The sequence below is a fragment of the Parasediminibacterium paludis genome (genome assembly GCF_042651445.1).
Classification (GTDB): Bacteria; Bacteroidota; Bacteroidia; order Chitinophagales; family Chitinophagaceae; genus Parasediminibacterium; species Parasediminibacterium paludis.
In genome coordinates this window covers 25,755-47,975 of sequence record NZ_JBHSDC010000024.1, presented here as the reverse complement: position 1 = coordinate 47,975, position 22,221 = coordinate 25,755, and the positions used below count along the sequence as shown (strand labels likewise).

At 36.5% G+C, this 22,221-nt stretch carries 24 protein-coding genes; 8 read left to right on the top strand and 16 right to left on the bottom strand.

Annotated features, from left to right (window positions below):
• Positions 1-40: 40 nt before the first annotated feature.
• Positions 41-829, bottom strand: coding sequence for a DUF2452 domain-containing protein (locus ACFOW1_RS12435; RefSeq protein ID WP_379014665.1), 789 nt, complete (start codon positions 827-829; stop codon positions 41-43).
• Positions 830-1,025: 196 nt separating this feature from the next.
• Positions 1,026-1,502: a hypothetical protein gene (locus ACFOW1_RS12430; protein WP_379014664.1), complete on the bottom strand. Its 477-nt coding sequence runs from the start codon at positions 1,500-1,502 to the stop codon at positions 1,026-1,028.
• Between the two features lie 161 nt (positions 1,503-1,663).
• Here ACFOW1_RS12430 and lipA point away from each other — a divergent pair, with 161 nt between their 5' ends.
• Positions 1,664-2,602: a lipoyl synthase gene (lipA, locus tag ACFOW1_RS12425; RefSeq protein ID WP_379014662.1), complete on the top strand. Its 939-nt coding sequence runs from the start codon at positions 1,664-1,666 to the stop codon at positions 2,600-2,602.
• A 183-nt stretch (positions 2,603-2,785) separates the two neighbouring features.
• Here lipA and ACFOW1_RS12420 read toward each other — a convergent pair whose 3' ends face one another.
• Complete coding sequence (locus ACFOW1_RS12420) at positions 2,786-3,217, bottom strand: type I restriction enzyme HsdR N-terminal domain-containing protein (protein ID WP_379014661.1); 432 nt, start codon at positions 3,215-3,217, stop codon at positions 2,786-2,788.
• Positions 3,218-3,283: 66 nt separating this feature from the next.
• On the opposite strand from ACFOW1_RS12420, the gene ACFOW1_RS12415 reads away from it, so the two are divergent.
• Both ACFOW1_RS12415 and ACFOW1_RS12410 read left to right on the top strand, forming a co-directional pair.
• Complete coding sequence (locus ACFOW1_RS12415) at positions 3,284-4,054, top strand: AMP nucleosidase (RefSeq protein ID WP_379014659.1); 771 nt, start codon at positions 3,284-3,286, stop codon at positions 4,052-4,054.
• A 43-nt stretch (positions 4,055-4,097) separates the two neighbouring features.
• Positions 4,098-4,811: a YqjF family protein gene (locus ACFOW1_RS12410; protein ID WP_379014658.1), complete on the top strand. Its 714-nt coding sequence runs from the start codon at positions 4,098-4,100 to the stop codon at positions 4,809-4,811.
• A gap of 15 nt (positions 4,812-4,826) precedes the next feature.
• Here ACFOW1_RS12410 and smpB read toward each other — a convergent pair whose 3' ends face one another.
• The 4 genes from smpB to ACFOW1_RS12390 form a co-directional block, all read right to left on the bottom strand.
• Complete coding sequence (gene smpB, locus ACFOW1_RS12405; protein ID WP_379014657.1) at positions 4,827-5,270, bottom strand: SsrA-binding protein SmpB; 444 nt, start codon at positions 5,268-5,270, stop codon at positions 4,827-4,829.
• Positions 5,271-5,312: 42 nt separating this feature from the next.
• The gene (gene accD, locus ACFOW1_RS12400; RefSeq protein WP_379014656.1) at positions 5,313-6,236 is read right to left on the bottom strand and encodes an acetyl-CoA carboxylase, carboxyltransferase subunit beta; all 924 of its coding nucleotides are present in this window, start codon (positions 6,234-6,236) and stop codon (positions 5,313-5,315) included.
• 192 nt (positions 6,237-6,428) lie between these two features.
• Entirely contained in the window at positions 6,429-7,496 is a 1,068-nt protein-coding gene (fbaA, locus tag ACFOW1_RS12395; protein WP_379014654.1) for a class II fructose-bisphosphate aldolase, read from the bottom strand.
• A gap of 217 nt (positions 7,497-7,713) precedes the next feature.
• Positions 7,714-8,505 carry an ABC transporter substrate-binding protein gene (locus tag ACFOW1_RS12390; RefSeq protein ID WP_379014652.1) on the bottom strand — a complete coding sequence of 264 codons (792 nt, stop codon included), beginning with the start codon at positions 8,503-8,505 and terminating at the stop codon, positions 7,714-7,716.
• 103 nt (positions 8,506-8,608) lie between these two features.
• On the opposite strand from ACFOW1_RS12390, the gene ACFOW1_RS12385 reads away from it, so the two are divergent.
• Positions 8,609-10,186 carry a M1 family metallopeptidase gene (locus ACFOW1_RS12385; RefSeq protein WP_379014651.1) on the top strand — a complete coding sequence of 526 codons (1,578 nt, stop codon included), beginning with the start codon at positions 8,609-8,611 and terminating at the stop codon, positions 10,184-10,186.
• A 365-nt stretch (positions 10,187-10,551) separates the two neighbouring features.
• Here the strand turns inward: ACFOW1_RS12385 and ACFOW1_RS12380 are convergent, their stop codons facing one another.
• A complete protein-coding gene (locus ACFOW1_RS12380) occupies positions 10,552-11,301 on the bottom strand; it encodes a hypothetical protein (RefSeq protein WP_379014650.1) in 750 nt (249 codons plus the stop codon).
• 184 nt (positions 11,302-11,485) lie between these two features.
• Positions 11,486-12,841 carry a pyridoxal-phosphate dependent enzyme gene (locus ACFOW1_RS12375; RefSeq protein WP_379014648.1) on the bottom strand — a complete coding sequence of 452 codons (1,356 nt, stop codon included), beginning with the start codon at positions 12,839-12,841 and terminating at the stop codon, positions 11,486-11,488.
• Between the two features lie 181 nt (positions 12,842-13,022).
• On the opposite strand from ACFOW1_RS12375, the gene ACFOW1_RS12370 reads away from it, so the two are divergent.
• Positions 13,023-13,871 (top strand): transglutaminase-like domain-containing protein, encoded by an 849-nt coding sequence (locus ACFOW1_RS12370; RefSeq protein ID WP_379014646.1) that lies wholly within the window; start codon positions 13,023-13,025, stop codon positions 13,869-13,871.
• A 16-nt stretch (positions 13,872-13,887) separates the two neighbouring features.
• Here the strand turns inward: ACFOW1_RS12370 and plsX are convergent, their stop codons facing one another.
• The 3 genes from plsX to ACFOW1_RS12355 are packed head-to-tail and all read right to left on the bottom strand — an operon-like array spanning position 13,888 to position 15,639.
• Positions 13,888-14,841, bottom strand: coding sequence for a phosphate acyltransferase PlsX (gene plsX, locus ACFOW1_RS12365; RefSeq protein ID WP_379014645.1), 954 nt, complete (start codon positions 14,839-14,841; stop codon positions 13,888-13,890).
• Between the two features lie 30 nt (positions 14,842-14,871).
• The gene (gene rpmF, locus ACFOW1_RS12360; RefSeq protein ID WP_379014643.1) at positions 14,872-15,066 is read right to left on the bottom strand and encodes a 50S ribosomal protein L32; all 195 of its coding nucleotides are present in this window, start codon (positions 15,064-15,066) and stop codon (positions 14,872-14,874) included.
• 30 nt (positions 15,067-15,096) lie between these two features.
• Positions 15,097-15,639: a YceD family protein gene (locus ACFOW1_RS12355; protein WP_379014641.1), complete on the bottom strand. Its 543-nt coding sequence runs from the start codon at positions 15,637-15,639 to the stop codon at positions 15,097-15,099.
• Positions 15,640-15,733: 94 nt separating this feature from the next.
• Here ACFOW1_RS12355 and ACFOW1_RS12350 point away from each other — a divergent pair, with 94 nt between their 5' ends.
• A complete protein-coding gene (locus ACFOW1_RS12350) occupies positions 15,734-16,837 on the top strand; it encodes a DUF3810 domain-containing protein (protein WP_379014640.1) in 1,104 nt (367 codons plus the stop codon).
• Entirely contained in the window at positions 16,824-17,300 is a 477-nt protein-coding gene (locus ACFOW1_RS12345) for a TspO/MBR family protein (RefSeq protein WP_379014638.1), read from the top strand. The genes ACFOW1_RS12350 and ACFOW1_RS12345 overlap by 14 nt, the downstream gene beginning before the upstream one ends.
• On the opposite strand, the gene dcd is transcribed toward ACFOW1_RS12345, so the two are convergent.
• Complete coding sequence (gene dcd, locus ACFOW1_RS12340) at positions 17,301-17,837, bottom strand: dCTP deaminase (protein WP_379014637.1); 537 nt, start codon at positions 17,835-17,837, stop codon at positions 17,301-17,303.
• Positions 17,838-18,087: 250 nt separating this feature from the next.
• Here dcd and ACFOW1_RS12335 point away from each other — a divergent pair, with 250 nt between their 5' ends.
• The gene (locus ACFOW1_RS12335; RefSeq protein WP_379014636.1) at positions 18,088-18,768 is read left to right on the top strand and encodes a 4'-phosphopantetheinyl transferase family protein; all 681 of its coding nucleotides are present in this window, start codon (positions 18,088-18,090) and stop codon (positions 18,766-18,768) included.
• Here the strand turns inward: ACFOW1_RS12335 and ACFOW1_RS12330 are convergent.
• From ACFOW1_RS12330 to ACFOW1_RS12320, 3 genes are all read right to left on the bottom strand, one after another.
• On the bottom strand, positions 18,750-19,385 hold the full coding sequence (locus ACFOW1_RS12330; protein WP_379014634.1) for a J domain-containing protein: 636 nt from the start codon (positions 19,383-19,385) through the stop codon (positions 18,750-18,752). The genes ACFOW1_RS12335 and ACFOW1_RS12330 overlap by 19 nt on opposite strands.
• A 122-nt stretch (positions 19,386-19,507) precedes the next feature.
• Positions 19,508-20,515, bottom strand: coding sequence for an acyl-ACP desaturase (locus ACFOW1_RS12325; protein WP_379014633.1), 1,008 nt, complete (start codon positions 20,513-20,515; stop codon positions 19,508-19,510).
• A 68-nt stretch (positions 20,516-20,583) separates the two neighbouring features.
• A complete protein-coding gene (locus ACFOW1_RS12320; RefSeq protein ID WP_379014631.1) occupies positions 20,584-22,146 on the bottom strand; it encodes a hypothetical protein in 1,563 nt (520 codons plus the stop codon).
• Between the last annotated feature and the right edge of the window lie 75 nt (positions 22,147-22,221).

The following is a 22,221-nucleotide window of genomic DNA, read 5'->3' as shown; positions in this document are numbered from 1 at the left end:
TGAGCATGCTTGTGGCAATGTCTATTGTGGGATGTTCTGTTTAGTTGACTTCTACCCAAGTATGGTCTGCCAATAAACGCACCGAAGCTAAAAACTGCTTGAACGGCCCCGCGCCACCCCATTCTTTTGGGGACACCAACGATAGCATATGTGTACCATCTTTTTTCTCGTATAAATGATACACATGACCAATTTGTGGTTTAAAACGCAACATCGCTTCGTATATCATTAAACTCAGTTCTTTGCGTTTATTTATTTCCTGCGCTTGCCTTGCTAGTAGTTCTATTTGTTGCTTTATTTGGTCAAGCTGCATATTGGTTTGCTCTTCCATCGCACTCAGCGCTTTGTGCTTAATCACGCCTTCTTTGGTAGGTCGTATCGCCACGCTGCCAGCGCTCGATGCGTAAGGCAACACGCTCATTTGCTTATGGTAAATCTCAATATTGGTAAATGGTTCGCCGTTTTCAAAACCCTTGTGCGTTACTTTCATGTAGCCGTTAGCCAATATCTCATTGGTTACAGCCAACACCAATGTATCATCTTTAAAAAACTGTGTTTCTATGGTAGAGGCGTTGGTAATATCAGCCACAATGGTATCCGCCAAATCTTGGTTATCAAAAGGTTGCTTTTCACCGTTAGGGTTTACGGTGTATTGCGCATAAAACGCATCATTCGTTACCGACACCCAATTGGTACTAATGCTTAATTCCTTGCCATTGTTTACACTATCTATTTTATAATTACCACTTTTAGGTGCTACACCAAATTGAAAATCACACTTTTCAGGAAACAACTGCCACGATGCCAAAAAATTATACGCTTGTACCATAATGCTTGTAATAACGCTAAACGCTAATAAAGGTTGAGAGAAGCCACAAAGGAACAAACATTGCAAAATAGATAGGTGAGATTTTTTTGGTAACCAGTGTTAGTGCTACTATGATGCTTTAGTGAAGCCTGTGCTGAGTTTACGAAGCATCTACACTTGTACAGCTTGTTCGTTGCGTGGCTTCATCAGCTATATTTTATGGCCATTTAAACCAATTGTAAGCTACAAATTCTTTCATTTGTTTATTATACAGTTGTATTTGAATTCTGTAATCTTCATATTCCTTTTTCAAAAAGCCGATAAATTGCTTTGCTTTTATGTAGTCACCTTTCTTTAAAAAAGGTGCATCAATTGGAAAGTAAACTAAAAAGTATTGACCATATTTTATCATAATTGCAAAATTGGAACTATCAACTTCATAAACTGATACAACGCTACCCTCATGAATAGAAAATACAGAATCCTGTTTATCAGATATAAAAGCTGTAGATGGATTAAATTGATACATACAAACGTTCTTTGAATTTTTGCTATTATCTATCACTTTTGTAAAATGCTTTACAGGCAAAGGCAATTTACCACGGCAACTTTCAAAAGCTTTTGTAGAATCTATTTGTGCTTGCAATGTATTTGCCGCAAATGCTAGAATGATAAAAAAGAGAGCGTTCCTCATTGTTCAAATATAAATAAATTTATTATAGTATTTAAATGTGCATAGCCTTTAACTCGTGGCTATTATTTTCCCCTTCTCAACATTATCACTGTGGTAAATGTTATTGCTTTGCAATAATCAATATTTTTACACCGTTCTACCAGCTTTATAAATACGTTTCAATGATTGAATTACCTGTTGTACCACAAGCATCTACCGCAGATACGATACTAAAAAAACCAAATTGGCTACGTGTAAAACTGCCTATTGGAGAGAGTTACAAACACGTTCGTGGTTTGGTGGATGACCATAAATTACACACCATTTGCGAAAGCGGCAATTGCCCTAATATGGGCGAATGTTGGGGTGCTGGTACGGCTACCTTTATGATTTTGGGTAATATATGTACACGCAGTTGTGCGTTTTGTGCTGTGGCTACTGGTAGACCAGATGCGGTAGACTGGGACGAGCCGCAACGTGTGGCAGAAGCTATTAATTTAATGAAAGTAAAGCACGCCGTGATTACAAGTGTAGATAGAGACGAACTGAAAGATGGCGGTTCTATTATTTGGTACAATACCATTAAGGCGGTAAAAGCATTAAATCCAGATACCACTTTAGAAACTTTGGTGCCAGATTTCAGAGGTATTGAGGAGCAGATTCAACGCATTATAGACGCAGCACCAGAAGTGGTAAGCCACAATATGGAAACGGTAGAACGTAATACCAGAAAAGTACGTATTCAAGCTAAATACCACCGCAGTTTAGAAGTGTTACGCTTGCTAAAAGTGGGTGGGATGCGCACCAAAACCGGCATGATGCTTGGCATTGGCGAAACCAAAGAAGAAGTAATTGAAACGATGAAACACTTGGTAGATGTGGGTTGCGATGTATTAACACTTGGTCAATATTTACAGCCAACTAAAAAGCACTTACCAGTATTACGCTATGTACACCCAGACGAGTTCGCAGAACTAAGAGAAATAGGTTACGAATTGGGCTTTGATTATGTAGAAAGTGGGCCATTGGTACGTAGTTCTTACCACAGCGAGATGCATGTAGTAAAAGGTTATGGCCGCAACAAATGGCAAGAAGAAAAAGCATTATTAGCGACTGTATAGTGTTTGCCACATAGGCACTGAAACACAGAATTTTATTTGAAATATAGTTTAAAAAGCCACTGAAACACAGATATATCTTTATGTTTCAGTGGCTTTTTTTGTGTTTTAACGTCTGAGCTTCTGTGTTTCAACGGCTTTTTTGTGTCTTTACTTCTGTGTTTCTGTGCTTCAGTGGCAAAAAAATTAAAAACTAGGAAAGGCATCTAGCATTTTACAGTTATCCTTAACATGCCACCCAAAAATGGATTCACCATTGGTAATAAATAAGTAGGCAACAGGGATTGCCATATTGTAGCGCAGCACTTGCTGCAATACACTTTCGGTTAAGGCTACATCCACGGCTTTACATTCAATCATTAGCCAGGGTTGGTGTTGCTGATTGTACACCAAAATGTCAAACCGTTTTTTTAATTCACCCAATTTTAATGCTTTTTCTACTGCTATCAAGCTAGCAGGGTAGTGCAGGCTTTGTAGTAAATATTGAATGGTATTTTGTCGTACCCATTCTTCGGGGGTTAGTGTTACCCACTGCTTTCTTATTTCGTCGAATATAATTTCCTTACCCGCTTCTGTTTTTATTTTAAAGTTAAACTTAGGGTAATCAACTTTTATCATCGTATAAAAGTAAAAACTTTATCTTTACAAAAGCCCTTTTTTAAACGTAAATAAAAATATATAAATATGAAAACAAAAGAAGAAATCGTTAATAACTGGTTGCCCCGTTACACAGGTGAGGTTTTAGAAAATTTTGGTGACTATATTTTGTTGACCAATTTCAGCAATTATGTACAAATGTTTGCTGATTGGAATCATGTAGAAGTGATAGGAAAAGACAGGCCCTTTCAATGCGCTACTGCTGAAGGTATTACCATTATTAACTTTGGTATGGGTAGCCCAGGTGCAGCTACCGTGATGGATTTGTTAAGTGCGATTAAGCCAAAAGCGGTCTTATTTTTAGGTAAATGTGGTGGCTTAAAAAAACGCAACAAAATTGGAGATTTAATATTGCCAATTGCAGCGATAAGAGGGGAAGGTACTAGTAACGATTATTTTCCACCAGAAGTGCCAGCCATGCCAGCTTTTGCCTTGCAAAAAGCGATATCTACTACCATACGTGATTACAAAACCGATTATTGGACGGGAACCGTTTACACTACCAACCGTCGTGTGTGGGAACATGATGAACAATTTAAAGAACACTTACAGCGAGTTAGAGCGTATGCCATAGATATGGAAACAGCTACCATATTTATGGTTGGTTTTTATAACCATATACCAACTGGTGCGTTATTATTAGTAAGCGATAGCCCAATGGTACCTGAAGGTGTGAAAACAGAAGCGAGCGATAAAAAAGTAACCTCAAAATTTGTAGAAAGCCATTTGAAAATTGGTATCGATTCGTTGAAACAGTTGATAAATAATGGTGCTACAGTAAGGCATTTGAAATTTTAAAGCATTTGCCTTGCTGAATTTTGGAACATAAATAAGTAAGGCAATGACTAATTTCTTAACGGCAGAATGGCGCAAATTAATTATGGCTAACTATGCTGTAGACCCAAATATTCTCCTTCCTCTCTTGCCAAAAGGTACTGAACTAGATATTTTTGAAGGTAAAGCCTACGTAAGTTTAGTAGGTTTTATGTTTATAAACAGTCGCATTTTTGGTGTGCCTATACCTTTAATGGGCAGTTTTGAAGAAGTGAACCTACGCTTTTACGTAAAAAGATGGGTAAATGGTGAATGGCGGAGAGGTGTTGTTTTTGTAAATGAAACCGTGCCTTTTAAAGTGGTGGCAGTTATTGCCAATTGGTTGTACAAGGAACATTATACAGCGATACCTACTAAACATGAGTGGTTTATGAATGATACCAAGCAAGCCATTCATTACTATTGGAAAAAGCAAGGCATATGGAACGAACTGACAATTGAAGCTAGTGCTACTAGCCAGAAAATGAAAGCAGGGAGTGTGGAAGAATTTATTTTTGAACACTACTATGGTTACACAAAAGTGGATGCTATAAATACCATAGAATACAACATTGCGCATCCAAGTTGGGAGATTTATCCAGTAAAAAAGGTGACAATTAATTGTGATTTTGGTGCAATGTATGGTGCTGCGTTTGCACACTTAAGTCATTTAAAACCCGATTCTATTATGCTTGCCGAAGGTTCAAATATTGCTGTAAAGTGGAAACGTAATAAGTTGTAATAGTTTGGTTTGCAATTATTTTGCTAAGTAGCGCTTAATTTCTTTTTGGGTGTCCCTTTCTTTTAAGGTTTCTCTTTTATCGTGTACTTTTTTACCTCTACCAAGGCCAATTTCCACTTTTACAAATTGGTCATCTGTAAAAAATATTTTTAATGGAACGATGGTATACCCACGTTCTTTCATTCTGGCTTCTAGCTTCTTTAATTCTTTTTTGTGTAGTAATAATTTTCGGTCGTGTACGGCGATGTGATTATTAGCGGTACCAAGTTTGTATTCTGCAATATACACACCACGCATCCACAATTCATGTTTTTCAAATAGGCAGAAAGCGTCATTAAAGCTTACTTTACCTTCACGGATGCTTTTCACTTCAGTACCCATTAAAGCTACACCAGCAACATATTTGTCTTCTATGGCATAGTTAAAATAAGCCTGCCTATTGTTCATTTCTTTTGCCATGCCCTTAACCCCAAAATGGGCGTTTGATAAATTGCTTTGAGACTAATTCTTAAATAACGTAATCAATTGGCTTAAACGATCTTTTAATGTCTTTCTGTCAACAATAAAATCTAAGAAGCCATGTTCTACTAAAAATTCACTGCGTTGAAAGCCCGGTGGTAAATCTTTCTTGATGGTTTCTTTAATAACTCGCGGACCTGCAAAACCAATTAATGCACCTGGTTCTGCAATATTTAAATCGCCTAGCATGCCAAAGCTTGCTGAAATACCACCAAATGTTGGATCGGTTAATAAAGAGAAATAAGGCAATTTAGCGTCACTAAGTTGCGATAATTTTCCACTTGTTTTTGCCAATTGCATTAAGCTGAATGCACTTTCCATCATTCTAGCACCCCCACTTTTACTAATAACTAAGTATGGTAATTTATGTTCAATGCAATAGTCAACCGCCCTGCTGAATTTTTCGCCCATCACACTACCCAAACTACCACCAATAAATTCAAAATCCATACAAGCTATTACCAATGCTTCACCATTAACCTTACCCACAGCTACACGCATAGAGTCTTTTAAATCGGTTTTAGAATGTATATCGTCAAGACGCTTTTGGTAATTTTTTAAATCGGTGAAGTTTAAAAAATCTTTACTACGGATATTATCAAATAGCTCGGTAAATTCTTGGTTATCATAAATAATGTCGTAGTATTCATCGCTACCAATGCGGTGATGGTAGTTACATTTTGAACACACAAACAAATTCTCTCTCAAATCTGATGTGGTAGATATGAAATTACACTCAGGGCATTTGTTCCAAAGGCCTTCTGGCGTTTCTTTTTTATCGGCAGAGGCCGTTAAAATACCTTTCTTTCTGCGTTTAAACCAACTTCTGCGTCCTGATTCCTCTAATTGCTTTTCCTCTTCACCTGTAAGATTTGTTTCAATATCTAATTCTAAGTCTTTTTTCATCTCTCAATAATGTTCGTTTGGCTGTTTATATCAGCTAAACAAATGGTTTTAAGTAGTTAATAAACAAATAGCTTCGCTGTGAAATCCCTCTCTAACGGGCGGTGAAGATAATGATAATTTGATTTTGCACATCTTCTAAAAAAGAATGACAACCTAAAGGGGTTGTCATTCTTGATATAAAGTTATAATTGCTTATGCGTTACGGTTAATACAGTTCAAATCTTCAAACGCAACTTCTAAACGTTTGCTAAAGTTTTCTTCTGCCTTACGTAACCAAACACGTGGATCGTAATATTTTTTGTTAGGGCTGTCAGCACCTGTTGGGTTACCCAATTGACCTTGCAAGTAAGCCTCATTCTTAGTGTAAAATTGTTGAATTCCTTCCCAGAAACTCCATTGTAAGTCTGTATCAATATTCATTTTAATAGCGCCGTACCCAATGGCTTCTCTAATTTGGTGTTGAGGCGAGCCACTACCACCATGGAACACGAAGTAAACAGGTTTTTCAGCTGTACCATGTTTCGCTTGAATATAGTCTTGGCTATTTTTCAAAATTTCTGGTCTTAATTCTACATTGCCTGGTTTGTACACACCATGTACATTACCAAATGCAGCTGCTACGGTGAATAAATTACCTACTTTACCTAATTCTTCATAAGCGTAAGCAACGTCAGCGGGTTGGGTATATAATTTATCGTTTTCTACGTCGCTGTTATCTACACCATCTTCTTCGCCACCAGTTACGCCAAGTTCAATTTCAATGGCCATGCCAAGCGGTTTCATTCTTTTGTAAAATTCTACAGAGGTATGGATATTTTCTTCAATTGGTTCTTCGCTCAAGTCTAGCATGTGAGAGCTAAACAAAGGCTGACCTTTTTCTTTGTAAAATTGTTCGCCAGCATCTATCAAACCACTTACCCAAGGCAACCATTTTTTGGCTGCATGGTCAGTGTGTAATACAACCGGTACACCATACGCTTTTGCGACATTATGAATGTGCAATGCACCAGAAATACCACCTAAAATATTACCTTGTAGGTGATCGTTTGGCATGCCTTTACCAGCTATAAACTGTGCACCACCGTTAGAAAATTGTATAATAACAGGTGAATTTACTTTTGCTGCTGTTTCTAACACCGCATTGATCGTGTTAGTGCCAATGGTGTTCACCGCCGGCAATGCAAATTGATTTTCTTTTGCATCCTTTAACAAGGCTTCCAATTCTTCGCCGAACAATACACCTGGTTGGTATTTTTTCATAATGTAAAATAGTTTTGTGATGAATGAGGTCGCAATATAATCTAACTTTCAACTTATTACCACCCCAAATGCCAGAATTCAGCCATTTTTTAAACAATAGCCCATTGCAATCGTTTGCTTTTGGTAACTAACTGCGATTTTTTAATGCAGCCTTGTCGCAAGTTTAGCGATAGCAGCGCGAAGTGTTTACTGCATGCGCGGAATATGCTTTTCAACTTTAATGCAAGCGTATTGTTTCCTGTAAGGTTTTAAAATAGGAAGCGGCTGCTATTAATCGGCTGCCATACCAGCTAAACATTTCGCCATCAACCAATACAATTTTTATCCTTGGCAAAGCTGCTTGCAACGCTTCAATATGTTGTTGCTTGAAAGGGTAGGGCTCGCTTGATAATAACAAGAGGTCGCATTTTTTCTCTGTAATTTGTTCTATTGTAATGGCGGGATAGCGTTTTTCATTGGCAAAAACATTCTCAAAACCAGCATACTGAAGCATATCGTTAATATAAGTATCGCCACCAACTGTCATATAAGGCTTGCGCCAAATGAGGTAAGCGGTTTTAAGTGTGGTGTTAGTCGTTTTAAGTTGATTGAAACCACTATTTATCTCTTTGATTAAATGCTGGGCTTTTTGGTTAGTATTGGTGATGTTTCCAATGGCTTCAATCATCGCTAAAGCATCTTTTAAATGATTCACATCGCTTACCCAAACAGGTGCAATGGCTTCTAATGCTTCAATTTGTTCTTTTACGTTTTCTTCTTTATTGGCAATAATTAAATCTGGTTGCAAGGCTTTTACGGCATCCATCTTTACATTTTTAGTACCACCAATGCTTGGTTTATTGTTAAACCATTCAGTTGGGTGTATGCAAAATTTTGTAATACCAACCACTTCATTTTCTAAGCCCAAATCATGCAATAATTCCGTTTGCGATGGCACTAACGATACAATGTGTTTTGGTCTGTTTTCAAAGCTGTGTTTTCTGCCTAATTGGTCAATACTTTCAAACATATACTAAAGATAAGTCGTGATTACTATTTACAAACACAACTAAAAAAGTGGTAAAATATCATATTGCATCTGCTAAACTATTATTTTCATTTTAAAATTGAACATGAAGAAACTATTGATGATGTGCTTGTTGTTGCAAGCAAAAGGTTTTGCACAATCAACCTATTGGCAACAAGATGTACAGTACAAAATTGATGTGGCATTGAATGATCAAGATAAAGTGTTAACTGCCTCAGAAACCATTGTTTATAAAAACAATTCGCCAGAAACACTCAATTTTATTTGGTTTCATATTTGGCCTAATGCTTACAAAAACATTAACACTGCTTTGTTTCAGCAGTTAAGCACCGATGAAGAACGTAAGAAAAAGCTTGAGAAAATAAGCTTTGGCTATATTGATGGTTTATCTTTTACCATTAATGGCAAGCCTGCTACCATAGAAGCGCATCCTAACCCAACTTATATCGACATTATCAAACTGGTATTGCTAGAACCTTTAAAGCCGGGCGAGTCAATTACCATTGCTACGCCTTTTAAAGTGCAATTGCCTTCCTATTTTTCTCGCTCAGGCTTTGCCGATAATGAAATAATGGCTTGCCAATGGTATCCTAAACCTGCGGTGTTTGACAAAGATGGCTGGCATGAGTTTCCTTACCTTGACTATGGCGAATTTTACAGCGAATATGGTACCTATAAGGTAAATATTACCGTACCTACTGACTATGTTGTGGGTGCTACTGGCGTGCTGCAAACTGCAAGCGAGCTAAACCAATATAAAACCCTTGGCAGGGCTAATGCGCTTATTAGAAACAACAAACCCCAACTATACAAAGCTGATAATACCGCAGCTACTAAAACCTTAACTTATGTGCAAGATAATGTGCCAGATTTTGGCTGGTTTGCCGATAAAGATTTGGTTATTCAATACGATACGGTACAATTGGCTTCGGGTAAAATTGTAGATGCTTTTAGCTATTACCACAACAAGAAAAATACGCTTTGGGTAAATAGTATAGACTATATAAAAGATGGCACTAGAAAGTACAGCGAATGGATTGGCGAATACGCTTACCCTGTGGTACAAGCCATTGAAGGGCCAAAAAACAATTCAAGCGGTGGTATGGAATACCCAACTATTACGCTGATTACAAGTCCTGATGCTAAAAAAGAAACCCTTGATGGCGTGATTGCACATGAAGTAGGGCATAACTGGTTTATGAGTATGCTAGGCAGCAATGAGCGTGCCCATACATGGCAAGATGAAGGCTTAAACTCCTACTTTCAGTTTAGGTACGAAGCCGAAAAATACCGTATCAATTCAATATTTGGTAGCTCGTTGCCGCCTGCTTTAAAAGAAAAAAATGCAGACGATTTTTTAGCTGCTATCTACATGGGCTTATCTAGAATACCGATGGAACCAGCGATAGAAACCCCCGCCGATAAATTTGCCAATAGCCAAGATTATGGCTTGGTATCGTATGTAAAAGCCGCTTTATGGATGTATATTATTGAAGCTTCAACCTCAAGAGAGGTGGTAGACAGAGCCTTTCATATTTACTTTGATAAATGGAAATTTAAGCACCCACAGCCAAGCGATTTAAAAGCCGCCTTTGAAGAAGCGTCGGGCAAAAAGATGAACAACTTGTTTGACTTGTTGAATAAAACAGGGTCCTTTCAATAAGTTTATTTCATGCAAAGACTGTTAAATAACAAAAGTTCTTACTCAAATAGCTTTAGGGCTTGTTTGGGTAAGAACCTTTATTATGTTCATATTAAGATACATGAGAACTTTCAAATTAGTATCAATTTTCTTTTCTACAGCCTTGTAAATACCTTCAATTCGTTTGTATACTTCTTCTAGTGCCTTGTTTTTATTTACTAGTGCTTTGATTTATATTTTGAGTGGGTTGTTTTGTCATTCGAGTGGCTTAAATTATCTTTCTATTGTGTTGAACTTTGTGTCGAGTGTATTGAAACTTATTGCTAGTGCCTTGTATGTCGCTTCTATTGGCTTGACTTAAGTTTCTATTGGCTTTTAAGTAGCTACTACTCTTTTGTTTTTGTTTGCGGTTCTGTTGTTGGTTTTGCGCTAGCTTGTACTGTTTTTACAATACCAGTAAAACTAAATAATGCTTTTTTGGGTGATTTTTTCTTGGTATAAAAATCTAATACTAGCTTAGAAAAATTGCTTACAACGGCTGAATACGTATTGTTGAGTGCTATTACACCTTCGGCAGTCACTTCTTTACTCTTTACTTTATAGGTTTCTTGGCTAATGTTTTTATGTTGTAGGGTATCTGCAAATCCTACCAAGGTATCTACCACAGTCGCTTTAATATCTTTGCTAGCGGTTATTTCTGCTTTTACATCAGCAGTCATATATTTTTTAAACCTGGCTAATAATTCAATCAAAGCTATTTGGTCTCTCGTTTGGGCTTTTTTAGCAAATGCAGCAAAACCAAGTTGGGTGAGTAATTCAGTACGTCTAGCTGCGTCTTTTACGGCTACACCAAGGCGCAAGCTAAAGGTAGATAATAATGGTATAGCTTCTGCCTGTATAGATTTAATGAAGGCTGTGGCTTCGCGTTGGTCTTTCTTAGGATCAATGCCTAAAATATCTTCAAAATCTTTATCCACCTGCGCATTTAAAGCAGTTACTAAGGCCGTATTCCAATTCTCGTTTTCGTCAGTTAGTTCGGCAATATTGTCTGCTGCATTGTTTAAGATAATAGATAAAACGGTCAGCATTACGGCATCTTTAGCGCTATAAAGGCGTTTTGGACTCTCTTGGGGCATATTTATATGTTTATATGCCAAATTTAAAAAATACGTTTCATATTAGCAAAATTATCTGCCAATAATTATCTTAATATTTTAGGCGTTTTGTGGACTGTGTAATTCTACTATGTAACTGTAAGCTATAAATAAATACCACACACCATTTCTTCTGCCTTAGCTGCACAATCTATGAGCAATACTGTTACTTCGCCAAGCTTTGTATCACGTCGTATTTGGTCACAATGTGGTAATTGCCACTATCGTCTTTCGCTAATACCGCACCGTTTTCTTTGGTAATTAAGCTGCCTAGTTTTTCTACAGGGGTTAAAAAATCTACAATGGCTGGTGCTGCTTCCATCACACTAGCTACGGTTGCGTATTTAATGTCGGGATTACTAAATATTTTCTGAAACAAACCGCCTTCACTTACACTACCTACAAGTTCGTGGTTGTGCAATACTGGTATTTGTTCAATATCGTACTTCTTCATGAGTTCTACTGCTTCGGCCACGGTATTGGTAGGTTCTACTGTGATAAGCTTTTTGCCAGCACGGCCACTAACGATGTCTTTAAAGGTTTTTACTTCCAAAAAGCCTCTTTCCATCATCCATTGGTCGTTATAAATTTTACCTACATAGCGGCTGCCGTGGTCGTGAAAAATACATACCACCACATCGTCTTTCGTAAGGCTAGCTTTTAACTGCATGAGGCCTTGTATACAGCTACCAGCGCTATAACCACAAAATAATCCCTCTTCTTTGGCTATTTTTCTAGCCATTACCGCACCGTCTTTATCGGTAACTTGTACAAACTCGTCTATCACGCTCATATCGTAGTTCTGCGGTACAAAATCTTCCCCAAAACCTTCAGAAATATAGGGGTGCACAAAGCTCATATCTATATTACCAGTTTTAAAATAATTGGTTAGCAACGAGCCATACACGTCCACCGCCCACACTTTAATATTGGGATTTTTTTCTTTTAAATACATAGCCGTGCCAGTGATAGTGCCACCTGTACCAGCCGTGCAAACAAGATGCGTAATTTTCCCCTCAGTTTGTGCCCATATTTCAGGACCAGTACTTTCGTAATGCGCTTGACGGTTGGCCAAATTATCGTACTGATTCATGTACATACTGTTGGGCACTTCTTTGCCCAAACGCTTAGCCACACTGTAATAACTTCGTGGATCTTCAGGCAATACATTGGTAGGGCATACAATTACTTCGGCACCCACAGCCTTTAAAATGTCCGCCTTTTCTTTGCTTTGTTTATCAGTAGTTACAAAAATGCATTTGTAGCCTTTTACACATGCTGCCAATGCCAAACCCATGCCCGTGTTGCCACTTGTGCCTTCTATGATGGTGCCGCCTGGTTTTAGTTTGCCTTCTTGCTCGGCAACTTCTACCATTTTTAAAGCCATACGGTCTTTTATAGAATTGCCAGGGTTGAAATAGTCCACTTTAGCCAAAACAGTTGCAGGAATATCTTTGGTAATTTTATTTAACTTAATGAGAGGCGTGTTGCCGATTGTTTCTAGCACATTATTCAACCACATAAAAACTAACGTTTGTTTGTTGCAAATGTAGGCTTTTGGCTATGCCAATAATAAAGCCTCCTCATATTTATACGTAGCAAAAACTTAATTTCATAGTAAGCTAACTAAAGGTTACTTTCAGCCATTGTGCAATACCTGATATAATTACATATTGGGGTAAAATGGGTTAATAACAAGGATTATGACGTTTAAAGTGTTTAGCGAATTGAGTTACCAAGTGTACATGCCTAGTACCTTTTTATTCAATATTGAGGCTGCACAAACCAATGGCCAAACCATCATAGAAGAACAATTAACCACCAATATTGCCTGCGAATTAGAAACATTGATATCGCCGTCGGGCACAAGATTTATACGAACTACGATTAATGAACCACAGAATTTTAAAGTAACTTATACTGCCACAGTAACAACCCACCACCAATTAATAGACGAACATGTTACCAATAGTGTTACTGCCTTAAGTAATATTCAGGCTGACATATTGCCCTATTTATTTCCAAGTAGGTATTGCCAAAGCGATAAACTACAACGCTTTGCTAGCCAAATGTTTGGCAATTTAGTAGGCGATTATGCAAAAGTGGTAGGCATCTGCGATTGGATATATCACAATATTGAGTATTTGTTGGGTAGCAGTAATTCGTATACTTCTGCAGTAGATACAATGAGCGAAAGGGCAGGGGTTTGTAGAGATTTTGCACATTTAGGCATTGCTTTATGTCGTGCTAGTGGCATACCTGCTAGATATTTTACGGGTTATGCTTATCAATTGCAACCCGCAGATTTTCATGCTTGCTTTGAGGCTTATATAAACGGTACTTGGTTATTTTTTGATGCTACTAGAATGATACCTAGCAATGGGTTGGTAAAAATTGCCAATGGGTTAGATGCCGCCGACACCGCTGTAACAAATATTTTTGGTAATACTTATTGCAATTATATTACGGTGGGTTGCCATTTGGTTGATGGAAAAACCTTTAAACCATTAAATGCCTGGGAAAACAAGGATTTGGCTTTGAGTTATGGTTAAGTGTAGTATGTACCGACTAATTTTGAGCCGTTTCAAACAAAGCTTTCATTTTGCCACAAAGATCCGTTTGAAGCATTTTTTCTGCAAGGTCTATCATATTCTTAAATGCTAGTGCAGAGCTAATACCATGACCAATAATCACTGGTTTTGCCACGCCAAGTACAGGCGAACCACCATAGTTTTCGTAGTGAAAACGGTTAAAATATGCGTCTTTACCAAAACCTCTACTTTCGGCTACTTCATATAAGGTTTCGGCCATTTTAAGTATAATATTACCTGTAAAGCCATCACATACCATTACATCGGCTTTGTCGTTAAAAAAGTCTCTACCTTCAACGTTACCAATAAAATTGATGGCGGTATTGTCTTTTAGAAGTGGATAGGTTGCTTGCGATAAAATATTGCCTTTGCCTTCTTCTTCACCTACATTCATTAAACCAACTTTTGGATTGGCGATATTTAAAATGTGTTGCGAATAAAGGCTACCTAAAATAGCAAATTGATTCAATTGTTCAGGTTTGCAATCTGCATTTAAACCTACATCTAGCAATAAACCCGTTTTACCACTTAGTTTAGGTACAATCGTAGATACTGTAGGACGTAGCACACCTGGCAATGCTTTAATGCTATACATAGCGCCTACAAGCATCGCACCAGTGTTGCCTGCGCTGATAAAAGCATCTATTTTGCCTGAAGCAAGCATATAAAAGCCAATTGCAATAGAGCTTTTTTGCTTTTCTTTTAGTGCTTTGGTAGGATGTTCATGGTAGCCAATAACTTCTGGTGCGTGGACTACATGCAAATAAGGCGATGAAACAAGTTGCTCCTCTATAAGAGGTTTCACAATTGCTTCATCACCTATACAAAATATATTAGCTTCAATAAATTTAGACTGCAAATACAGTTGGATACCCTTTACCACTTCAAGAGGCGCTAAATCGCCACCCATCATGTCTAATCCTATATTCATGCGTCGAAGCTAAGAAATTTAAGCTAAAGGTTAGGCTTTTAAAGGCGCTTTTTCAGCTACTAATTTTCCTTTGTAGAATAATTTGCCTTCGCTTACATGCGCACGATGACGTACATGTAATTCACCAGTTGTGGTGTCTTTGCTTAAAGTAACTTCTTGTGCAACATAGTGTGTTCTTCTTTTTGCACTGCGTTGTTGCGAATGTCTACGCTTTGGATTTGGCATAACGTCAAATTTATAAAATCAAAAAAATATTTATTCTAAACCTTTAATATTGTCTAATCCTTTCCACAAAGGGTTTGCTTGTTTGGCAACATCGTCTTCCATTTTTTTTAACATGGCAAGCACTTCATTGTTACACTGAGGACCACCCATTTCTTTTTCATCACACATTTTCTGCATTGGTATGGATAAGTTGATAAATTCATAAATCCAATCAGAAATATGTAGGTGACTTTCTGTTTTACTGATGTAATAAATGTCAGAGTCTTCTTCGGAGGCATTAGCCGCTTCAGGGTCATCTACAATTTTTACAATAATGTTGAATTCGTCCCACAATTGTTTTTTCAAACCATTACCACATCTATCACAATCTACATCTGCAACGCCATCTATGTCAAACTTTAGCTGCAAGAATCCATTTTTTTTGTCTAAGGTCAACTTAATATTGGCACTTAAATTTGTAAAATCTTGCTCGCCAAAAGGTACAAAGAACTTATCTTCAATTTTGTATTCAAATTCATGAACCCCAGGTCTTAAACCAACAAACGCTATTTCAAATTCTCTCCGGTTGCTCATCTCGGCTTTTTTGGGTTGGCAAAAGTAAGGTATATGGGTGTAACAGCAAAAATTAGATGCGTTATTGTTAAAAAGTTGATTCTTTGTAAAACTTATGAAAGTTACTCACACATCTACATTGCAAAGATACAAGTCAAATATAACTTGGATAATTCCACTTGTATTTGCGATATTTTTGTTTGTTATTTCTTTATTCCCAGCCTTTATTGAAAAATATTACAGCAATAATTATTATATTCAAATAAGTGAATTACAGCGAATTATCACCCATTGGGTGCCTTTTAGTGTTGGTGATATTGGATATTTTATACTAATATTGTATATTATTTTTTGTGTTGTAAAATTTGTAATACGCCTTATTACAAGGCAATTATCTTGGCGAATTATTGGAAGAAATTTGCTAAAATGTAGTAAATTTTTGCTATGGGTATACGTTTTTTTTAATCTTTTTTGGGGATTAAATTATACAAGACTGGGGATCGCTTATCAATTACAACTATCAAATAGTAAATATTCTACACAAGAATTACATGATTTTACCTGTGAAATTTTAGACAAGTTAAACGATTCGAGGCTTGCTTTAGGCGATAGCAACTATCAATATCCTAGTAATAATATTATTTATAGCCAAGCTTTTGATGCTTATCAAGCTACCAAACAAACCTTTCATTTTATAAATTACAAGCATTTTTCGGTTAAGCCATCTTTACTTAGCACAATGGTAAGTTATGCTGGCTACTCTGGCTACTACAATCCTTTTAGTGGTGAAGCGCAATTAAATACGGATTTGCCCAAATTTATAACGCCCTTTGTTACTTGCCACGAAATGGCGCATCAATTGGGTTATGCAAGCGAAAGTGAGGCAAATTTTGTAGGATTTTTAGCGGCTACACACAGCAACAATCCTTTGTTCGTATACTCTGCCTATTTCGATATGTTCATGAGTGCCAATGGCGCGTTGTTTGAGCAAGATTTTTATGGGGCTTATTTAAACCTAAAGCAATTAAACAGTCTTACCAAGCGCGACCGAAAAGCTTATCGAGATTATGTTTTAGGTAAGCAAAATAACATACAACCAGTGATGTCTAAAATTTATGATCAATATTTAAAAGCTAATCAACAAAAAAGCGGTATTAAGAGTTATAACGAGGTGATTGATTGGTTAATTGCATATAAAAAGAAATATGGAACGTTCTAATATTATAAAAGCCATCAATTCCATTGCATTGACAGTAGGTTTGGGTGCCGCTTCTGGTTATGTTACTGTGCGAGAAATACCTACTTGGTATGCAACGCTTAACAAGCCTAGTTTCAATCCGCCCAATTATTTATTTGGTCCGGTGTGGACGATTTTATACATCTTAATGGGCATTAGCGTTTATCTTATTTGGAAACTGCCGCCGAGCCCTCATCGTAAAAAAGCCATTAATTTGTATTTGCTTCAGTTTGTTCTTAATTTAGCTTGGAGCATAATTTTCTTTAATCAACACCAAATATTTTTGGCACTAATTGAAATTATTGTAATGTGGTTTGGTATTCTACTTACAATTTTTGCATTTAGTAAGTTTAGTAAACTAGCAGCTTGGCTTCTAGTTCCGTACATTAGTTGGGTAAGTTTCGCAATAATTTTGAATACAGCTATTTGGCTCCTTAATCGCTAACTAAAACTTGTTTTTCCACATCATACTTTCTACTGGACGGTTTGGTTGACCACTATATTTGGCATTCTTTTTTTGATTGTATTTTACTTCAATTTCACCATCTACAGGAAAATAAATCAACTGACCAATCGGCATACCCGCATAAACCCGAACAGGTTGCTTGCACGAAATCTCAAGCGTCCAATTACCACAAAAGCCCACATCGCCTTTACCCGCCGTTGCGTGAATATCAATGCCCAAGCGGCCTGTAGAGGATTTGCCTTCTAAAAATGGCACATGTGCATGTGTCTCAGTATATTCTTCTGTTACGCCAAGATACAGTACATTTGGTTGTAGTACAAAGCCTTCTTCTGGTATTTCAAAATGGGTAATTTCGTTGTGTTTTTTCGCATCTAAAACAACGTCTACGTAGGTGGCCAAATGTTTGCCTAAGTGAACGTCGTAACTATTACTGCCTAGGCAATCGCGTAAATAAGGTTCAATTTTGATAGTGCCAGTGGCAATTTCTTCTAAAATTCGTTTGTCAGATAAAATCATTGTTCTTGTATTTGTGTAACCAGCTTTTGTATTCTTATTTAGAGCGTCTATTATATCACTTGTTTATTTTTTGTAGGCATCCCGGTATTACATTGAATCTGGAATTGTACGATCAAAGCCTTATTTCAATTATCCTTTGCAGCTTAAGAGCTGGTGAATACATATCTATATTAGCTATATATTCAATGTTTCAAACCGCTATTTGCACAAATAAAATTCTTTTTTCTTAATAATCACCCAATTTTGCTGAATGCCTTTGTTTTTTCAAAATATCATTAGCCTAAACACTAAACTAGCTATTTGGCAAATTGAAGAAGACGAATCTTTTTTTCTTGAAAAAGTCTCTTTACAAAGAACCATTACACATCCACACAAACGTCTACAACACTTAGCTGGCCGCTATTTATTGCGCTATTTGTTTGACGATTTTCCCGATGAGGAAATTGAAATCGCATCTACACGCAAGCCCTTTTTGCCAGATGAACAATACCATTTTTCAATCTCGCATTGCGGCAATTTTGCAGCCGCTATTGTAAGTAAAAACGAAAGGGTAGGTATCGATATTGAATTAATAAATGATAAAGTAGCGAAAATAGCCCATAAATTTTTAAATGAAGCTGAAACAGCTTTGGTTAATAGTGAATGGTTAATAGTGACAAATAGCAAGATAAAAGGAATTAGTGAAGTAAACTCAAGCATCGACCAAAGTCTAACCTTATTTTGGTGTGCCAAAGAAACAATCTATAAATGGTGGGGCAACGGGGAGGTTGATTTTAAAAATCATATACATTTACTTGATCTAGATATTGATAGGCCTATATTTAAAGCCGTATTTACCAAGTTACCCGTATCGCAATTTATAACAATTCATTATCAAGTGTTTGCTAATCTGTGTCTTACATTCACCCACAATTATTTTACAAGCCAATAAAAAATAATACAAAGTAAAATGGCAAGCAGAAAAGCGCCTGCTAGTTTATAAGTATCCCAATAATACAGCCGTTTTTGTGTGAGGCGTTGCTGATTAAGAGAGAGGGTTAACGACACATTATTACTGGCAAGCGACAATAAAATGGGGTAAATATTTTCAGCCAAAGGAAAATTCAAATGCCAAACACTGACTTTTAAATCTTTAATTATTTGCTCTTGCAAATGACTACTTCCCTTTTGTATCAATTGTTGATTAGCGTTACTTAGCAATTGTTTAATAAGGCGGTAAAGCATGTCATAATCAATACGATATGGATCTAAAACGTTCATTAAAGTAGCTAATTGCTGCGTTTGCTGCGCAATATATTCTGCTGTAACAATGGCTTCTTGTTCTACTTGTCTGTAAAATTTTTTGTAGTGATATGCTTGACGTTTTTTGGTATCACTCAATGTTTCATACGCCTCTTTTATTTCCAAAAATAAAGGTAGTTGGCGATCATTATTGTCCGCTGTATCTGGATGGTATTGCAAAGCCAATTTTCGATATGCTTTTTTGATATCTACCAAAGTAGCATTTGGAGGAACTCGTAGTATTTCGTAATAATCTTTCAATACCATATGTCATCGAAATTATGGTGGTAAATAGTATCTACCAATTAATAACCCCTATATCAAGTAATAACATAAAAAATCCGTTCAGTTTTTACTGAACGGATTTTTTATGTTATGAAAATTTATTATTAAAATGCAAATTTCTTACCGCTTAACCAAGATAAATTAATTTCATCTGGCACTTTCATACGTTCAGCAATACGTTTGTAACGAGCACCCAAAGTACATAAATATTCTTGTGCTTTTGAAGCACCATCTTTTAAACCTGTTAAATGTTCAATTTTCCAAAGGCTAACCAAGTGATCAATAATGCTTGCATAATCCCAGGTAGTATATACGCCAATTTTTTGTGTAATAGCAGAAAACTCAATAAACAAGTTTGGATTGCTACCGCCTTGATCCATTAATACAGCTGGCATAGTAATCTGCTTCCGCATCATTTGTTCAAATGATTTTAAAGCACCATTGGGATCGATTTCAAAAATTTTACTCATGAATGACTTATAAGCCTTTTCATGTCTCGCTTCATCACCTGCAATTTGCTTACAAATTCTAGATAAATTATTATCGCCAGCTTTATCGGCTAATTTACCTGTGTTAACGTGCGAGATTTTAGTAGCTCTTTCTTGAAATGAAGTATAAACAATTGCGCTATAAGGATCCTGATTTGTATTTGGATCAAAACCATTGTAAATTAGACGGTGGATTGTTTGTTCTACTTCCTTCATATCACAGCGACCACTTAAGTATAAGTATTTGTTTAATAAATCGCCATGCCTGTTTTCTTCGGCTGTCCAAGCTCTAGACCAACGTACCCAACCATTATCGCTCACCAAGCTTTTTTCCTCATTTACCATTAGGTTAAAATAAGTTTGATAGCTAGGCAAAGCTTCTTCTGTAATCATATTACCTACCAATGAGGTAATCACAGTATCAGGAATACCGGCGCTTCTTTCTCTTAAACTTTTAATTTGGTCTAACGCATCTTCCTTTGTTAAATCTGGTAAAAAATCTGTTGGTTGCCAGCAATCGTCTGGGTCTAGCAAGGTCTCGTCAACAGCAGTACCAACATAATCTTTCAACATGCTGATGACTTCCATATTCTTGCCCAACTCATTACTTTCTGCAATACTCATTGCCCGTTTTTTATTAATGAAAAAATTAGGGAACAAAGATAATGCTTGTTCGTTTCTAGAAAGAATATTTAATTAACAAGTCGGAGCCTATGTTTACTAGCTAAGTATTTTTTATGAATTATAGTAGCCATTGTTTCATTTTGGACTTTACTTTCAACCCAAGATATGATATCTAAATAAGCAAACGCCCTTGTTTCAAAACGACTCTTTTCGTATTTTTTAATTTCAGCTAAAAATTTCTCGAACTCTGGTTGCATTTTTCGTGGGGAAACACTAAAGGAGTGGCGCAAAAATTTAAACATTTCTTCTTCTATCACTGTAAGATTCTGCATTTTGGCCATAAAGCGATACACAGATTTAATCAGATACTCTATGATGTCGTGATTGCCAAGTTCATAATGCGCCATCATATGCATCAGCCTCGCATAACATTGCAAATCATTTCTTAACCCTACATTGTGGTTAATAATTTTTTGCAAATAATCTATCGCAGTACTGTAATCGCCACTGCCAAAATAGAGTGTTGCTAGTTTGTAATTAAAAACTAATACGCGATGATAATCAATGTATAACTCGTATTCTGCAAGTTTTTCTTCGATGTAAGGAATTAATTTTAAACCTTCTTTAAAAGTGCCTGTCATTAGGCATTGGTTAATCTTGGCACTATTGATATATACAAACGTGTGTATGCGAAAATTATCGTGGTGGTTGGCAATGGCAGTTTCTCCAAAGGCTTCAAATTCTCTTAATGTAATTTCAAATTTGCTAAAATTTCTTAAATCAAAATGCGCATTTAGCAAATTGTGCATGCCTTTGATGTAGTGACCAGTTTCTACCTCAATCATGCCTGGTTCAGCGGTAAATAAGTCAATCCATTTCTGGCTATAGCGATAGTACATTAAAAAATCTTGTCTAATAAATGCATACCAAACATAGCTTTGATATAGGTATAGTTTTTCGTAAAACCCTGCTTCCGCCTCACTTTTAGGCGGTAGATTTTGTTTAAAAAAGTCACGTACATCTACTTCATCTTCTTCGTTTCGGGCATGACCGTTTTTTACATACCAACTATACAATTGCAATGCTAGGTTAGACAATTTGGTTACACGACTAATACGCTCACTCACCTCAACTGCTTCTATAGCTAAATGTGCCGTTTTTTCTAGCGTACTGCGTGTAATATGTAGTGTTTCAATTTTTTTCTCGAGGGTGATTACTTGTGTTAAAAAACTGAATTTATTGTGTGAGCGAGCAATTTCTTTTACACGCTCTAATATTTTTAAACTTTGTAATTTTAAACCTTTATTGTACAAAATTCGGGCATAATCAAGCTGCTCGTTCAATTGTAAATCAATATTTTCTGTTGATTTTAATAAACGCAAGCTTGCTAAAATTTGCTTATACAAATGTGTTTTTAAATTAGCCAGTTGTGGCTTTTCTATTGTTGGCAGTTTCTTAAGTAAAGTTTTCTCATCGTATTCAGGCAGTTTGTCAAGCGCATCGAATAACTGAATGATTTTTAAATCTTCTTTCGCAGAACTGCGCTTGATGTAAAGCTTAAAACTTCGTTTTTCTGCTTTCTCAAGCGATTTTATTAATAAGAATAATATATCCGTATTTCGGTTAGACATCATTAATTTTTTTATTTAAAAACCAATGCCTGTAAGGGTTTCCGAAATATCCTCAAGTTTTAGAGATGATAAAGT

Bases quoted from the DNA above. Each gene is read 5' to 3' on its own strand.
- ACFOW1_RS12325 (WP_379014633.1), bottom strand. From the start codon at position 20,515: ATGAGTATTGCAGAAAGTAATGAGTTGGGCAAGAATATGGAAGTCATC.
- ACFOW1_RS12390 (WP_379014652.1), bottom strand. From the start codon at position 8,505: ATGTTTGAAAGTATTGACCAATTAGGCAGAAAACACAGCTTTGAAAAC.
- ACFOW1_RS12430 (WP_379014664.1), bottom strand. From the start codon at position 1,502: ATGAGGAACGCTCTCTTTTTTATCATTCTAGCATTTGCGGCAAATACA.
- ACFOW1_RS12350 (WP_379014640.1), top strand. From the start codon at position 15,734: ATGAAAGTTACTCACACATCTACATTGCAAAGATACAAGTCAAATATA.
- ACFOW1_RS12345 (WP_379014638.1), top strand. From the start codon at position 16,824: ATGGAACGTTCTAATATTATAAAAGCCATCAATTCCATTGCATTGACA.
- smpB (WP_379014657.1), bottom strand. From the start codon at position 5,270: ATGGCAAAAGAAATGAACAATAGGCAGGCTTATTTTAACTATGCCATA.
- ACFOW1_RS12410 (WP_379014658.1), top strand. From the start codon at position 4,098: ATGACTAATTTCTTAACGGCAGAATGGCGCAAATTAATTATGGCTAAC.
- ACFOW1_RS12380 (WP_379014650.1), bottom strand. From the start codon at position 11,301: ATGCCCCAAGAGAGTCCAAAACGCCTTTATAGCGCTAAAGATGCCGTA.
- fbaA (WP_379014654.1), bottom strand. From the start codon at position 7,496: ATGAAAAAATACCAACCAGGTGTATTGTTCGGCGAAGAATTGGAAGCC.
- ACFOW1_RS12435 (WP_379014665.1), bottom strand. From the start codon at position 829: ATGGTACAAGCGTATAATTTTTTGGCATCGTGGCAGTTGTTTCCTGAA.
- rpmF (WP_379014643.1), bottom strand. From the start codon at position 15,066: ATGCCAAATCCAAAGCGTAGACATTCGCAACAACGCAGTGCAAAAAGA.
- ACFOW1_RS12375 (WP_379014648.1), bottom strand. From the start codon at position 12,841: ATGTGGTTGAATAATGTGCTAGAAACAATCGGCAACACGCCTCTCATT.
- ACFOW1_RS12335 (WP_379014636.1), top strand. From the start codon at position 18,088: ATGCCTTTGTTTTTTCAAAATATCATTAGCCTAAACACTAAACTAGCT.
- ACFOW1_RS12355 (WP_379014641.1), bottom strand. From the start codon at position 15,639: ATGAGCAACCGGAGAGAATTTGAAATAGCGTTTGTTGGTTTAAGACCT.
- ACFOW1_RS12420 (WP_379014661.1), bottom strand. From the start codon at position 3,217: ATGATAAAAGTTGATTACCCTAAGTTTAACTTTAAAATAAAAACAGAA.
- plsX (WP_379014645.1), bottom strand. From the start codon at position 14,841: ATGAATATAGGATTAGACATGATGGGTGGCGATTTAGCGCCTCTTGAA.
- lipA (WP_379014662.1), top strand. From the start codon at position 1,664: ATGATTGAATTACCTGTTGTACCACAAGCATCTACCGCAGATACGATA.
- dcd (WP_379014637.1), bottom strand. From the start codon at position 17,837: ATGATTTTATCTGACAAACGAATTTTAGAAGAAATTGCCACTGGCACT.
- ACFOW1_RS12370 (WP_379014646.1), top strand. From the start codon at position 13,023: ATGACGTTTAAAGTGTTTAGCGAATTGAGTTACCAAGTGTACATGCCT.
- ACFOW1_RS12385 (WP_379014651.1), top strand. From the start codon at position 8,609: ATGAAGAAACTATTGATGATGTGCTTGTTGTTGCAAGCAAAAGGTTTT.
- ACFOW1_RS12330 (WP_379014634.1), bottom strand. From the start codon at position 19,385: ATGGTATTGAAAGATTATTACGAAATACTACGAGTTCCTCCAAATGCT.
- ACFOW1_RS12415 (WP_379014659.1), top strand. From the start codon at position 3,284: ATGAAAACAAAAGAAGAAATCGTTAATAACTGGTTGCCCCGTTACACA.
- accD (WP_379014656.1), bottom strand. From the start codon at position 6,236: ATGAAAAAAGACTTAGAATTAGATATTGAAACAAATCTTACAGGTGAA.
- ACFOW1_RS12320 (WP_379014631.1), bottom strand. From the start codon at position 22,146: ATGTCTAACCGAAATACGGATATATTATTCTTATTAATAAAATCGCTT.